We start from the raw sequence: 12,781 nt of genomic DNA, 5'->3' as shown, positions 1-12,781 counted from the left end.
CTGCCGCAAGAAGGGAAAAAGTGGACGACTTTTACGCCGCCCGCACCGTCAATACGACGGCGCTACCGTGGTCTAATTTTGCACCGCCGTTCTCAGCCGCGCGAAAATCTCGACGCAGATTCATGATTTCACCCACTCATTTGCTGAACCGGCGTTCACCGGTTTGGCAAGCCCACCTCGCCACACAGGTATGAGAAGGCATAAACCCTAAGAAGACGTTGCCCGTCCGTCCGTCACAGAACAGGAAGTAAATAGAATTTATCTCAACATGAGAGGACAGCCGAATTGGGGCTTCATGCTGCCCTTCGAATTCAGTTCCTCAAAAGACTTTTCAGATATTTGCCGTAATCGGTTTTCTTGAATTTTTCGGCATGCTCCCGCATCGTCGCATCGTCGATCCACGCCTTTTGATAGGCAATTTCTTCCGGACAGCCGGATTGCATGCCCTGACGCATCGAAAGGGTCCGTACAAAGTTCCCGGCATCCAGAAGCGACCCATGGGTGCCCGTGTCGAGCCAGGCATAACCGCGCCCCATCCTTTCCACGCAAAGCGTTCCATCGGCGAGATAACTTTCCAGCAGCGTGACGATCTCAAGTTCTCCTCGGGCCGAAGGTTTGACCGCCCGCGCTCGTGCAGGTGCTTCACCATCCAGGAAGTACAGCCCGGTGACCGCATAATTCGACGGCGGCACCTCGGGTTTCTCGATGATTTCCTCGACCGTTCCAGCGGCATCGAATTTCACCACGCCGTAGCGTTCCGGGTCGGCGACATGATAACCAAACACCGTTCCACCCACCTCTTTGGCGTCAGCCGCAGAAAGCATCTCCGGCAGACCATGTCCAAAGAAGATATTGTCCCCCAAGACCATTGCGGAGGGCGCACCGTCGAGAAAATCTTCGGCCAGAATATAGGCCTGCGCCAGACCATCCGGCGAGGGCTGAACGATATAGGTGAGCGACAAACCCCACTGGCTACCATCGCCCAAGAGACGCCTGAACTGATCCTGATCCGCAGGAGTGGTGATTACGGCAATCTCCCGGATGCCAGAAAGCATCAGGACCGAGAGCGGATAATAGATCATCGGCTTGTCATAGATCGGCATGAGCTGTTTCGAGACCGCCATGGTCAGCGGATAGAGCCGCGTGCCCGAGCCACCTGCGAGGATGATGCCTTTGCGCTCTGTCATGGCCGTATCTCCAATTCACTCAAAACCTCGGCCAGCCCGGCCTTCCAGTCCGGACGCCTGATGCCGAATGTCGTTTCCGTCGTACTGCAATCCAACCGGCTGTTGGCGGGACGTTTGGCTGGCGTCGGATAGGCCGAGGTTGGAATATCCTCGACCTCCACCACGCTGCCCGCCTGCGCGAAGATCTCTCGCGCGAAATCGGCCCAGCTCATATCCGGGCTGCCGGAAAAATGATAGGTTCCGGCCTTGTTCGGGTCTGTTTTGAGCTGTTCCGCAGTCTCGACACAGGCTTTCGCAATGTCACGTGCGGGCGTTGGTCCGCCGATCTGATCGACCACGACCGTCAGCTTGTCGCGGGTCTCGGCCAGACGCAGCATGGTCTTGACGAAATTGCCGCCATGGGCCGAGAACACCCACGAGGTGCGCAAGATCGCAAAGACGCCGCCCGCCTCGCGTACCCCGTTTTCACCCTCAAGCTTGGTTTCTCCATAGACCCCCAGAGGACCTGTCGGGTGATCCGGAGCGAAAGGCTCCTCACCCGCCCCGTCGAACACATAATCGGTCGAGATATGTACGAAGGGAATGCCGAGATCGGCACAGGTCTCGGCCATCTCCGTCGGTGCCGCCGCATTCACCAATGTGGCGACCAGCGCGTCGTCCTCCGCCTTGTCCACCGCCGTATAAGCCGCAGCGTTGATCACCGCCGCCGGCTTCAGATCACGGATTTTCCGGCCACAGGCAAGCGGATCGGTCAAATCCGCTTCGTCGCGCCCAAGAAACCTGGCCTCCGGCAAAAGCCGTTGCAATTCCATGGCCACCTGACCAGTCTTGCCGAAAACGAGGATCATGCCTTCACCCCCAACCGTTCGCCGACCCCGTGCCGGTCCTGAAGCGCGCGCCACCATGCCTCATTGTCGAGATACCATTCCACAGTGCGCTCAAGCCCCTCTTCGACGGTCACCGACGGGCGCCAGCCCAGTTCCTCGCGGATGCGCGACGGATCAATCGCATAGCGCGCGTCATGGCCCGGGCGATCGGTTACAAAGGTGATCTGATCGGCATAACTTCCGCTGGATTTGGGTCTTTTTTCATCGAGAATGCCACAAAGCGTCCGAACCAGTTCAAGGTTCGTTCGCTCGTTCTCGCCACCGATATTGTAGTTGCGCCCGATCTCGCCTTTTTCCACGACAAGCAAAAGCGCATCGGCGTGATTTTCGACGAACAGCCAGTCACGGATATTCGAGCCGTCACCATAGATCGGCAGAGGCTTGCCCGCCAAGGCATTGAGAATGATTACCGGGATCAGTTTTTCCGGAAAATGGAACGGGCCGTAATTGTTCGAGCAATTCGTCAGAACGACCGGCAGCCCGTAGGTCTCATGCCAGGCGCGGACAAGATGGTCCGAACTGGCTTTCGAGGCCGAATAGGGCGAGCGCGGGTCATAGGGCGTGTCTTCGGTGAACTTGATCGCCGGATCGTTGGGCAGCGAGCCAAACACCTCGTCCGTCGAAATGTGGTGGAACCGGAAGCTCTCCGGTTTGCCCGCCTCGACCCAGTATTTGCGCGCCGCCTCCAGCATGTTGAACGTGCCGGTGATGTTGGTTTCGATGAAATCCCCCGGCCCGTCGATGGAGCGGTCCACATGGCTTTCGGCAGCCAGATGCATCACCGCATCGGGTTTATGTTTGGCGAAAACAGTGTCTAATCCGGCCCGATCGCGAATATCCACCTGTTCGAACGCATAGAGTGGGCTGTCCGAGACAGAGGCCACATTGTCGAGACAGGCCGCATAGGTCAGCGCATCGACATTCACCACCTCATGACCCCGCGACACCGCAAGCCGCACCACGGCAGAGCCGATGAACCCCGCACCGCCTGTCACAAGAATCTTCATGTGTTGTCCTTCGTGAAAGGCGTCTCGAATGCGGCGAAAACCTGCGCTTTCTCATCCTTTTCCGAGATCACCGGCGTGATTCCCTCAAGCGGCCAATCTATTCCGCAACTATCCCATTTCACCGCCCCGTCGCACTCGGGTGCATAGTAATCGGTGCATTTATAGATGATCTCGCTGTCAGGCTCCAAAGTCATGAACCCGTGCAGAAACCCTGCCGGAATCCAGAGCTGTTTGCCATTCTCAAATGACAGTTTCTCGCCCACCCACTGACCATAGGTGTCCGAACCTTTGCGCACATCCACCGCCACATCGAAAATCCGCCCCCTACCACAGCGCACCAGCTTGCCCTGGGCATGCGGCGGGCTTTGAAAATGCAGCCCACGGACCGTGCCAACCTCGCGCGAAAGAGAATGGTTGTCCTGTACAAACTCCGGCAGGTCCAGCCCCGCCTCCATCAGATTCTTCTTGTTCCAACTTTCCGAAAAGAACCCACGGTGATCGCCGAACCGCGGCGGCGTGATCAGGTAAACGCCCGAAAGCGAAGTTGGAGAAATCATGACGACCCGTTTTCCTACAGAAACACACTCGGATCGAAGGTGCATAATTTCTGCGTCAGCCGCAATCTTTCCCATCTCATAAAACGAGACTATCGCCAATTTGCAGCACCGGAGCCAAGTGCCTGCTGAAATCGCGCGGGAAAACACGCTCCCCGCGGAGCCATTTTAAAAATCCCAGTCTTCGTCCTCGGTCGCGACCGCCTTGCCGATCACATAGGAGGACCCGGAGCCCGAGAAGAAGTCGTGGTTCTCGCTGTCGGGGCTCAGCGCCGCGAGGATGGCCGGATTGACCTCGGACACCTCGGAGGGAAAGAGCGCCTCGAAACCGAGATTTTGCAGAGCCTTATTGGCATTGTAATGCAGGAAAGCCTTCACATCCTCGGTTAGCCCAATCCCATCGTAGAGTTCCTCGGTATATTGCGCCTCGATGTCGTAGAGATCGAAGAGCATGGCAAAGGCATAGTCCTTGAGCGCCTGACGCTCCGCCTCGGGCAAGCGCTCCATGCCGCGCTGAAATTTGTAGCCGATATAATAGCCATGCACCGCCTCGTCGCGAATGATCAGCCGGATAAGGTCCGCCGTGTTCGTCAGTTTCGCCCGCGACGACCAGTACATCGGCAGGTAAAAGCCCGAATAGAACAGGAAGCTTTCGAGAAACACCGACGCGATCTTGCGTTTGAGTGGATCGTTGCCGGGTGCATAAGTCTCAAGGATCACGCGCGCCTTGGCCTGAAGATGCGGATTTTCCTCCGACCAGCGGAAGGCCTCGTCCACCTCTTTCATCGAGCAGAGCGTCGAGAAGATCGAACTGTAGCTGCGCGCATGCACCGCCTCCATGAAAGCGATGTTCGTAAGCACCGCCTCCTCATGCGGTGTCACCGCATCGGGCATCAGAGAGGGCGCGCCAACGGTGTTCTGGATCGTGTCCAGAAGCGTCAGCCCGGTGAACACGCGGATGGTCAGGCGTTGCTCCTCCTCGGTCAGGGTCGACCAGCTCGGAATGTCGTTCGAGAGCGGCACTTTCTCCGGCAGCCAGAAGTTCACCGTCAGACGGTTCCAGACCTCAAGGTCCTTGTCGTCCTGAACCCGGTTCCAGTTGATCGCGCGCGGGATGCGGATGTCGGTCATGTCTTTCATCGGGGCCTCACAATGTGCAGGAAACGCAGCCCTGCACCTCGGTCCCTTCAAGGGCCGCTTGGCGCAGACGCACATAATAGATGGTTTTGATGCCTTTCTTCCACGCGTAAATCTGCGCGCGGTTGATGTCGCGCGTGGTGGCCTCCGCCGGGAAGAAAAGCGTCAGGGACAGCCCCTGATCCACATGCTCGGTCGCCGCCGCATAGGTGTCGATCAGGGCTTCCGGCCCAATCTCATAGGCATCGCGATAGTATTCGAGATTGTCGTTGTTCATGAAGGCGGCCGGATAATAGACACGACCGATCTTGCCCTCTTTGCGTATCTCGATCTTCGACACGATCGGGTGGATCGAAGAGGTCGAGTTGTTGATATAGCTGATCGACCCGGTGGGCGGCACGGCTTGCAGGTTGCGGTTGTAAAGCCCCTCCTGCATCACTGCTTCTTTGAGCACGGCCCAATCGTCACGGGTCGGCAGGTCTATTCCCTCGAATAGCGCCTTGACCCGCTCGCTTTCCGGCAACCAATCGCGGTCGGTGTATTTGTCGAAGAAGGCGCCATTGGCATAGTCGGAGGTCTCGAATCCTTTGAAACTTTCGCCATGTTCGCGGGCCAGAGCATTGCTTTCCCGGATCGCATGATAGGCAACGGCGGCGAAATAGACGGAGGTGAACTCGATACCTTCCGGGGAACCATAATGAATATGTTCGCGCGCCAGAAACCCGTGCAGGTTCATCTGGCCGAGACCGATGGCGTGGCTTTCGTCATTGCCGCGACGGATCGACGGCACCGAGTCAATCGCCGACATTTCCGACACGGCGGTCAGCGCCCGAACCGCCGTTCCGACCGTCTGACCAATATCCTTGCCGTCCATTGTTTTCGCGATATTCAGCGAGCCGAGGTTACAGGAAATATCCGTGCCGAGATGGCGATAGGACAGATCGTCGTTGAACTCGGACGCCTCGTTGACCTGCAAAATCTCGGAACACAGGTTCGACATGTTGATGCGCCCCGCAATCGGGTTCATCCGGTTCACCGTGTCCTCGAACATGATGTAGGGATAACCGGACTCGAACTGAATCTCCGCAAGTGTCTGGAAGAACGCACGGGCGTTGATCTTTTTCTTGCGGATGCGTTTGTCGTCCACCATCTCCTCGTACTTCTCGGTGACCGAAATCTCGGAAAAGGGCACACCATAGACTTTCTCGACGTCATGTGGGGAGAACAGGTACATTTCATCATTGCGCTTGGCGAGTTCGAACGTGATGTCCGGGATCACCACACCGAGCGACAGGGTCTTGATGCGGATTTTCTCGTCGGCGTTTTCGCGTTTGGTATCGAGGAAGCGCAGAATATCCGGATGGTGGGCATTCAGGTAAACCGCACCCGCGCCCTGACGCGCGCCAAGTTGGTTGGCGTAGGAAAAGCTGTCTTCCAGAAGCTTCATCACCGGGATCACGCCCGAAGACTGGTTCTCGATGCCTTTGATCGGTGCGCCATGTTCGCGGATGTTGGTGAGCAACAGGGCCACGCCACCGCCGCGTTTCGACAGTTGCAGCGCGGAGTTGATCCCCCGCCCGATGCTTTCCATGTTGTCCTCAAGCCGCAGCAGGAAACAGGAAATCAGCTCGCCACGGGACTTCTTGCCGGCGTTCAGGAAGGTCGGCGTCGCGGGTTGGAACCTCCCCGAAAGCATCTCTTCCATGAAGGACATGGCAAGCGCCTCATCACCTCGCGCAAGCGCCAGCGCACACATGACAACGCGGTCTTCGTAACGCTCCAGATACCGCTGCCCGTCGCGGGTTTTCAGCGTGTAGGACGTGTAATATTTGAACGCACCGAGGAAGGTCGGAAACCGGAACTTCCTAGCATAGGCTGCGTCCCAGATCTTGCGCATGAAGTTCTTGGAATACTGGTCCAGAACCTCCGCCTCGTAATAGCCTTCCTCCACGAGATAGCCGAGCTTTTCGTCGAGTGAGTGAAAGAACACGGTGTTCTGGTTCACATGCTGTAGAAAATACTGACGCGCGGCCATGCGGTCGGCCTCGAACCGGATATGTCCATCCGCGTCATAGAGGTTCAGCATGGCGTTCAACGCGTGATAATCGAGACCGTTCAGGTCGCTGTCGAGCATGGCTCCATCCCCAATTTTTCCAATCCCGCACGCACACGGGCGATGTCCCTGTCAAATCCCGCCAACTCGAATTTATAGAGCAGCGGGACATTGCATTTGCGGGCGATGATGTCACCCGACATGGCAAACAACGTGCCGAAATTCCGGTTGCCCGTTCCGATCACACCCAAAAGCTGTGCCCGGTTCGCCGCATTGTTGAGAAAACGGATCACCTGTTTCGGCACAGCCCCGCGCCCCTCCCCGTCCGCGTAGGTCGGACAGATCAGAACGAAAGGCCTCTCAATCCCGGGCATCGCCTCCTTGGGGGAAATCGGAATGCGTTTGGCGGAGAGACCAAGCCGCTCCACGAACCGCACCGTGTTGCCCGAGGCGGATGAGTAGTAAACGATGTCCGGGACGCTCTCTGGGGCGCCAGGCGCAAATGCCTCCGCACCCATCGGATCAGGACAGGCGCGCGATCATATCCGGGCGGAAACCGGACCAATGAGCCTCGCCCGCGACCACCACCGGCGCCTGACGATAACCGAGGCCCGTGACATGGCTCATCGCATCGTCATCCTGCGTCAGGTCGATGATGTCATAGGAAATGCCCTTCGCGTCGAGCGCGCGGGTCGTTGCGGTACATTGCACACAAGCCGGTTTGGAATAGACGGTGATGCTCATTTTGTCCTCTCGCTTTTTTAAATTCAGCCGAGGACGCGCAGGGGCAAAAGCCGCTTGTCACGCCCCCGAACCCTCCGTTCGTGGTCATTGTCATGCTTGCGGCAGGTCTCCTGACTTTGCGGGTCGCAGCTCTGGCTGGCCTTCCCGGACAGGCGCCCAGTGGCACGTTCAGCCTTGCTCACCGCTTACAGTTGCGGGGGCAGCGCCGGATTTTCACCGGCTTCCCTCTTAGCCTTCGAGGCGACTCGAAAGAACCGAAGCAACATCATATAGATGCCCTTGGGGTTTTGCTGTCAATATATTGAATGCACTTGACAGGGCTTTCATGACCCTCATCGCCTTCCCTTGCCCCGGCACGTTGGAAGGCTTATGCACACTCGCACAGTCGGATTTCAACGCGAAGGGCCGCAACCATGGCGAATTTTCTGTATCAAAACGACCTCCCCGACGATCTCGATCTCGGGCCTGTGGTGGCGATTGATTGCGAAACCATGGGGCTGAACCCGCATCGCGACCGGCTCTGTCTTGTGCAAATGTCCGGCGGCGACGGTAACGCGCATCTGGTACAGGTGGCGCGCGGCCAGACCGAAGCCCCGAACCTCTGCAAAATGCTGACCGACCCGAATGTGCTGAAACTCTTCCACTTCGGTCGTTTTGACATCGCAGCGATGTATCACACCTTCGGCACGTTGGCCCAACCGGTCTATTGCACCAAGATCGCCTCGAAACTCGTGCGGACCTTCACCGACCGTCACGGGCTGAAGAACCTGCTTGAACAATTGCTCAAGGTCGACATTTCCAAATACCAGCAGATGAGCGACTGGGGCGCCGAGGAACTGACCCCGGCCCAACTCGATTACGCCGCTTCCGATGTGCTCTACCTGCACCAGTTGCGCGACAAGCTGAACGCCATGCTCGAACGCGAGGGCCGGATGGAGATTGCGCAATCCTGCTTCGATTTCCTGCCGACACGCGCGCAACTCGATCTCGAAGGCTGGCCCGAAATCGACATCTTCTCCCACTGACATTTTCTCTGACCGGAGCGGCGCAATATGACAGAGCCCGTCACTTTCCTTGACACAGCCCGCCGTGTGATCCGGCAGGAGGCCGACGCACTCAGACTTCTGACCGACAGCCTCGGTGCGGAATTCACCGAAGCTGTGGAGGTGATTCTCGCCGCCAAGGGCCGTACCATCGTCACAGGCATGGGCAAATCCGGCCATATCGCGCGCAAGATCACGGCCACCTTAGCCTCCACCGGCACGCCCGCGCATTTCGTCCATCCGGCGGAAGCGAGCCACGGCGATCTCGGCATGATCGGCGATGGGGACGTGTGCCTCGTACTGTCGAATTCCGGGGAAACGCCGGAACTGGCGGACGTGATCGCCTACACCCGCCGCTTCAAAATCCCGATGATCGGGGTCGCCTCGAACCCCGAAAGCTCGCTCATTCGCGCCTGCGATGTGGCTCTGATCCTGCCGAAAGCGCCGGAGGCCTGCGGTCATGGCATCGTTCCGACCACATCGACCACGATGACGCTGGCGCTCGGTGACGCCATTGCCATCGCGCTCATGAAGCACCGCGCTTTCACCGCCGACAATTTCCGGGTGCTGCATCCGGGCGGCAAGCTTGGCGCGCGCCTCACGAAAGTGCGGGCATTGATGCACACCGACATGCCGCTCGTGACGGCCGAAACACCGATGCGCGAGGCACTTTCCGTGATTTCGGAGAAAGGTTTCGGCGTGGTCGGTGTGGTGGACGCAGACGGGCAGTTGATCGGGATCATCACCGACGGCGACCTGCGCCGCCATATCGACGGGCTTCTGGACAAGACCGCCGGAGACATCATGACCAAAGGGCCGATGACCATCGCCGCCGATGCGCTGGCCGAAAAGGCAGTGGCACGGATGGACGAGCGTGCAATTACCTGTCTCTTTGTGCGGGAAACTGCCGATGACGGGCGTCCTTGCGGCATTCTGAAAATTCAGGACTGTCTTCGCGCCGGGGTCGTGTAAGACGTCTCCATGGCGCGGTTCGACAACACCTATTCCAAATTCGTGGCCTTTGCGAAGGTCGCCTTGCCGCTGGCGAGCCTTGCGCTTTTGGCGACGCTCTTTCTGTTTGCCCGCGGCAAGGAGATTGGCCTGTCGATCCCCTATGCGGAGGTGGATCTGGAAACGCTGGCCCGCGAACAACGTATCGAGGCGCCCTCCTTTGCGACCGTCACCCGCGACGGAGCGGAGCTTGAAATTTCCGCCGATATCGTGCGTCCCGATCTCTCAACCCCGGATGTGGTCAATTCCACCATCGTGCACGGCGCGCTCAGAATGCCCGGCAACGGCTCCGTCACACTCAAGGCCGATGACGGCGTGATCGACGGCCCCGCTCAGATCGCCGAGCTGTCCGGCCATGTGGAGATCGAAACCTCCACCGGCTATACGATCACCTCCGACCGGGTCGCCACACTTCTCGATGTGTCGAAGATCGAAAGCCCCGGAACCGTCGAGGCGGACGGGCCTGCGGGCGAATTGACCGCAGGCGCCATGGAAATTTCACAGGATCCGGACACGAACGCCTACCTTCTGGTTTTCAAGAACGGGGTGAAGCTGATATATCAGCCCTGATTTTCGAGGATTTGCACGTGTCCATCATCCGTACCCTTTCGCTCAGTTGCGCTCTGGCCTTTGCGCTTTCCCTTCCCAGCCTGCCCGTGATGGCGCAGGGCACGCAGATTGCCTTCGGCGGCCTCAAGCACGACAGCGCCCTGCCCGTCGAGATCACTTCCGATCAGCTCAGCGTCGACCAGAACACCGGCAAGGCGATCTTCACCGGCAACGTCGTGATCGGCCAGGGCACGATGCGGCTCGCGGCGAAAACCGTCGAGGTGATCTATGGCAGCGACACCAGCCAGATCGCCCGGCTTCTGGCCTCCGGCGGAGTGACGATCACCAACGCCGGCGAAGCGGCTGAGGCCCAGAACGCCGAATACAACCTCGAATCAGGCACCGTAACCCTGACCGGCAATGTGCTTTTGACCCAAGGCAACAGCGTGATGTCAGGCGAACGCATGGTGATCGACCTGAACACCGGCACCGGTCGCATGGACGGACGGGTCAAGACCATCCTGCAATCCGGGAAGGATCAATGAGTGACACCACCGGGCTGAAGGTCCGTAATCTGCGCAAGGGCTATCGCAAACGGACCGTGATCCGGGACGTGTCGCTCGATCTCGAACGCGGCGAAGTGGTCGCGCTTCTGGGGCCGAACGGGTCGGGGAAAACCACCTGTTTCTATTCCATCGCCGGACTTGTGATGCCCGAGGGCGGAGATGTCACGGTGGACGGGCGCAACATCACGCTTTTGCCGATGTATCGCCGCGCCAAGCTCGGCATCGGCTACCTGCCACAAGAGGCTTCGGTGTTCCGCGGTCTCTGCGTCGAGGACAACATTCTCGCCATCCTTGAAGTCTCCGAAAAGGACCCTCTGCTGCGACGGGAAAAGCTCGAAGATCTTCTGTCGGAGTTCTCCATCGCCCATCTGCGGCGCGCGCCCGCTCTGTCGCTTTCGGGCGGGGAACGGCGCCGAGTCGAAATCGCCCGCTGCCTCGCTTCCGATCCCTCCTATGTGCTGCTCGACGAACCCTTCGCAGGCGTCGATCCGATTGCGGTGGCGGAAATTCGCGGGCTGGTTTCCGATCTCAAGACGCGCGGCATCGGCGTTCTGATCACGGACCATAACGTACAGGAAACATTGGGAATTATCGACCGCGCCTATATCCTCCACGATGGTCATGTGCTGATGTCCGGAACCAAGGAAGATATTGTCGCCGACGAGACAGTCAGGCGCGTTTACCTCGGCGACAATTTCCGGATCTGAGGGCGGGTTTCGATTGACATTCACCCGCTTTCTGACGCCTTATAAGTATCCAATGCGTGACCTGAGGATAAGAGTCTGGGCCATGGCACCAAAGAGCCACAGAGCGCCGGAAAAACACCCCGACAAATTGTCCGGGTTCCTCATCCTTGCCATGCATTGTATTCCCGCTTTTAACAAAAACCCAGGACCTCGCATCCACGCCGGAGGAGGCGTTCAGGCGTAGGTCAAACAAAGAAGGAGGTATCTATGCGGTACCAAATCAGCGGAAAACAAATCGACATCGGTGAATCGCTTCAAACGCATGTGAAAACCGAGCTTGGCGCCGTTCTGGACAAATACGGTCAACGTCCGACCGACGCGAATGTCGTGTTTTCCAAATCTGGGGCGGAATATGTTTGCGAGGCCGTGGTGCACCTGTCCTCCGGCCTGAACGCACAAGCCAGCGCAAAGGCTCATGAAATCTATGCCGCCTTCGACGCCTGTGCGGAGAAAATGGACAAGCAGCTGCGTCGTTATAAACGCCGCCTGAAAGATCACCACAAGGAGCGCACCGAGCCTGTTGAACTTTTCGGCGCTTCTCAGTATATCCTCGCCGCGTCGGAACACGATGAGGATAAGGAACCGGAAACCCTGCAACCGATGATCATCGCAGAGATGGAAACCAAAATTCCGACTCTGACGGTGGGCGAAGCGGTGATGCAGATGGAGCTTGCCGGAGCACCTGTTCTTGTGTTCCACAAAGAAGGTAAAAACGGTGTAAACGTGGTCTACCGCCGTGCCGATGGCAACATCGGTTGGGTCGACCCTGACAACGCGAAATAATGAAACCGGCCCGCCTCGACGGGTCGGGGCGGGTAGTTTCAAATGGATATCGCAAAGATCTTGGATCCGCAGGCCATCAAGGTTGTGGGTAAGATGACGAGCAAAAAACGTCTGTTTCAGGATCTCGGCGAGATCGCTGCAAGCGCGTATGGTCTGTCGGAAAACGGCACGATCGACGCGCTTCAGGCCCGCGAAAGCCTTGGCCCCACCGGTGTGGGCCATGGCGTCGCGCTTCCTCACGCCCGTATCGAAGGATTGGACCGCGTCGTCGGTGCCTTCATGCGTCTGGAAAGTGCGATGGATTTCGATGCGGTGGATCGCCAACCCGTCGATCTGGTCTTTGCCCTGTTCGCCCCCGCCGAATCCGGCGTCGATCACCTCAAGGCGCTGGCGCTTGTCTCCCGCACGATGCGTGACACCGACATCTGTGCCAAGCTGCGCGCCAATAACGATCCGGCAACGCTACACGCCATTCTGACCGAAGGCCCGGCGATCAAGGCCGCCTGATCGCCCG

The 12,781-nt window shown here is 58.4% G+C and carries 16 protein-coding genes and 1 riboswitch; of the genes, 8 read left to right on the top strand and 8 right to left on the bottom strand.

Annotation, left to right across the window (positions count from 1 at the left end; genetic code table 11):
• Window positions 1-194, top strand: a 194-nt coding sequence (locus tag C8N42_RS21765) for a hypothetical protein (protein ID WP_211309197.1), incomplete at its 5' end; no start/stop codon positions are given.
• A gap of 117 nt (window positions 195-311) precedes the next feature.
• On the opposite strand, the gene rfbA is transcribed toward C8N42_RS21765, so the two are convergent.
• From rfbA to nrdH, 8 genes are all read right to left on the bottom strand, one after another.
• Window positions 312-1,187, bottom strand: a complete 876-nt coding sequence (rfbA, locus tag C8N42_RS14355) for a glucose-1-phosphate thymidylyltransferase RfbA (protein ID WP_107817262.1) — start codon at window positions 1,185-1,187, stop codon at window positions 312-314.
• On the bottom strand, window positions 1,184-2,035 hold the full coding sequence (gene rfbD / locus C8N42_RS14350) for a dTDP-4-dehydrorhamnose reductase (RefSeq protein ID WP_107817261.1): 852 nt from the start codon (window positions 2,033-2,035) through the stop codon (window positions 1,184-1,186). Before rfbD ends, rfbA begins: the two co-directional genes overlap by 4 nt.
• On the bottom strand, window positions 2,032-3,081 hold the full coding sequence (gene rfbB, locus C8N42_RS14345; protein ID WP_107817260.1) for a dTDP-glucose 4,6-dehydratase: 1,050 nt from the start codon (window positions 3,079-3,081) through the stop codon (window positions 2,032-2,034). The genes rfbD and rfbB overlap by 4 nt, the downstream gene beginning before the upstream one ends.
• Complete coding sequence (rfbC, locus tag C8N42_RS14340) at window positions 3,078-3,638, bottom strand: dTDP-4-dehydrorhamnose 3,5-epimerase (RefSeq protein ID WP_107817259.1); 561 nt, start codon at window positions 3,636-3,638, stop codon at window positions 3,078-3,080. Before rfbC ends, rfbB begins: the two co-directional genes overlap by 4 nt.
• 165 nt (window positions 3,639-3,803) lie before the next feature.
• Window positions 3,804-4,775, bottom strand: a complete 972-nt coding sequence (gene nrdF, locus C8N42_RS14335; RefSeq protein WP_107817258.1) for a class 1b ribonucleoside-diphosphate reductase subunit beta — start codon at window positions 4,773-4,775, stop codon at window positions 3,804-3,806.
• 7 nt (window positions 4,776-4,782) lie between these two features.
• Window positions 4,783-6,906 (bottom strand): class 1b ribonucleoside-diphosphate reductase subunit alpha, encoded by a 2,124-nt coding sequence (gene nrdE / locus C8N42_RS14330; RefSeq protein WP_107817257.1) that lies wholly within the window; start codon window positions 6,904-6,906, stop codon window positions 4,783-4,785.
• Window positions 6,888-7,343 (bottom strand): class Ib ribonucleoside-diphosphate reductase assembly flavoprotein NrdI, encoded by a 456-nt coding sequence (gene nrdI / locus C8N42_RS14325; RefSeq protein WP_107817256.1) that lies wholly within the window; start codon window positions 7,341-7,343, stop codon window positions 6,888-6,890. The genes nrdE and nrdI overlap by 19 nt, the downstream gene beginning before the upstream one ends.
• A 4-nt stretch (window positions 7,344-7,347) precedes the next feature.
• Complete coding sequence (gene nrdH / locus C8N42_RS14320; RefSeq protein WP_107817255.1) at window positions 7,348-7,569, bottom strand: glutaredoxin-like protein NrdH; 222 nt, start codon at window positions 7,567-7,569, stop codon at window positions 7,348-7,350.
• Window positions 7,570-7,652: 83 nt separating this feature from the next.
• Window positions 7,653-7,843: riboswitch (cobalamin riboswitch) on the bottom strand.
• Between the two features lie 139 nt (window positions 7,844-7,982).
• On the opposite strand from nrdH, the gene C8N42_RS14315 reads away from it, so the two are divergent.
• From C8N42_RS14315 to C8N42_RS14285, 7 genes are all read left to right on the top strand, one after another.
• Entirely contained in the window at window positions 7,983-8,594 is a 612-nt protein-coding gene (locus C8N42_RS14315) for a ribonuclease D (protein WP_107817254.1), read from the top strand.
• A 27-nt stretch (window positions 8,595-8,621) separates the two neighbouring features.
• Complete coding sequence (locus tag C8N42_RS14310; RefSeq protein WP_107817253.1) at window positions 8,622-9,584, top strand: KpsF/GutQ family sugar-phosphate isomerase; 963 nt, start codon at window positions 8,622-8,624, stop codon at window positions 9,582-9,584.
• 9 nt (window positions 9,585-9,593) lie between these two features.
• Window positions 9,594-10,193: an LPS export ABC transporter periplasmic protein LptC gene (gene lptC / locus C8N42_RS14305; protein WP_107817252.1), complete on the top strand. Its 600-nt coding sequence runs from the start codon at window positions 9,594-9,596 to the stop codon at window positions 10,191-10,193.
• A gap of 17 nt (window positions 10,194-10,210) precedes the next feature.
• A complete protein-coding gene (gene lptA / locus C8N42_RS14300) occupies window positions 10,211-10,717 on the top strand; it encodes a lipopolysaccharide transport periplasmic protein LptA (protein ID WP_107817251.1) in 507 nt (168 codons plus the stop codon).
• On the top strand, window positions 10,714-11,445 hold the full coding sequence (gene lptB / locus C8N42_RS14295) for an LPS export ABC transporter ATP-binding protein (protein ID WP_107817250.1): 732 nt from the start codon (window positions 10,714-10,716) through the stop codon (window positions 11,443-11,445). Before lptA ends, lptB begins: the two co-directional genes overlap by 4 nt.
• A 246-nt stretch (window positions 11,446-11,691) precedes the next feature.
• Window positions 11,692-12,267, top strand: a complete 576-nt coding sequence (gene hpf, locus C8N42_RS14290) for a ribosome hibernation-promoting factor, HPF/YfiA family (RefSeq protein WP_107817249.1) — start codon at window positions 11,692-11,694, stop codon at window positions 12,265-12,267.
• A 42-nt stretch (window positions 12,268-12,309) separates the two neighbouring features.
• Complete coding sequence (locus C8N42_RS14285) at window positions 12,310-12,774, top strand: PTS sugar transporter subunit IIA (protein WP_107817248.1); 465 nt, start codon at window positions 12,310-12,312, stop codon at window positions 12,772-12,774.
• Window positions 12,775-12,781 lie beyond the last annotated feature (7 nt).

The sequence above is a fragment of the Celeribacter persicus genome (genome assembly GCF_003050785.1).
GTDB classification, from domain to species: domain Bacteria; phylum Pseudomonadota; class Alphaproteobacteria; order Rhodobacterales; family Rhodobacteraceae; genus Celeribacter; species Celeribacter persicus.
Note: the sequence above shows the minus strand (reverse complement) of the source record. Positions and strands in the feature narration are given on the sequence as shown.

Bases quoted from the DNA above. Each gene is read 5' to 3' on its own strand.
- C8N42_RS14310 (WP_107817253.1), top strand. From the start codon at position 8,622: ATGACAGAGCCCGTCACTTTCCTTGACACAGCCCGCCGTGTGATCCGG.
- nrdI (WP_107817256.1), bottom strand. From the start codon at position 7,343: ATGGGTGCGGAGGCATTTGCGCCTGGCGCCCCAGAGAGCGTCCCGGAC.
- nrdF (WP_107817258.1), bottom strand. From the start codon at position 4,775: ATGAAAGACATGACCGACATCCGCATCCCGCGCGCGATCAACTGGAAC.
- nrdE (WP_107817257.1), bottom strand. From the start codon at position 6,906: ATGCTCGACAGCGACCTGAACGGTCTCGATTATCACGCGTTGAACGCC.
- rfbD (WP_107817261.1), bottom strand. From the start codon at position 2,035: ATGATCCTCGTTTTCGGCAAGACTGGTCAGGTGGCCATGGAATTGCAA.
- C8N42_RS14315 (WP_107817254.1), top strand. From the start codon at position 7,983: ATGGCGAATTTTCTGTATCAAAACGACCTCCCCGACGATCTCGATCTC.
- rfbB (WP_107817260.1), bottom strand. From the start codon at position 3,081: ATGAAGATTCTTGTGACAGGCGGTGCGGGGTTCATCGGCTCTGCCGTG.
- rfbA (WP_107817262.1), bottom strand. From the start codon at position 1,187: ATGACAGAGCGCAAAGGCATCATCCTCGCAGGTGGCTCGGGCACGCGG.
- lptC (WP_107817252.1), top strand. From the start codon at position 9,594: ATGGCGCGGTTCGACAACACCTATTCCAAATTCGTGGCCTTTGCGAAG.
- hpf (WP_107817249.1), top strand. From the start codon at position 11,692: ATGCGGTACCAAATCAGCGGAAAACAAATCGACATCGGTGAATCGCTT.
- rfbC (WP_107817259.1), bottom strand. From the start codon at position 3,638: ATGATTTCTCCAACTTCGCTTTCGGGCGTTTACCTGATCACGCCGCCG.
- C8N42_RS14285 (WP_107817248.1), top strand. From the start codon at position 12,310: ATGGATATCGCAAAGATCTTGGATCCGCAGGCCATCAAGGTTGTGGGT.
- lptB (WP_107817250.1), top strand. From the start codon at position 10,714: ATGAGTGACACCACCGGGCTGAAGGTCCGTAATCTGCGCAAGGGCTAT.
- nrdH (WP_107817255.1), bottom strand. From the start codon at position 7,569: ATGAGCATCACCGTCTATTCCAAACCGGCTTGTGTGCAATGTACCGCA.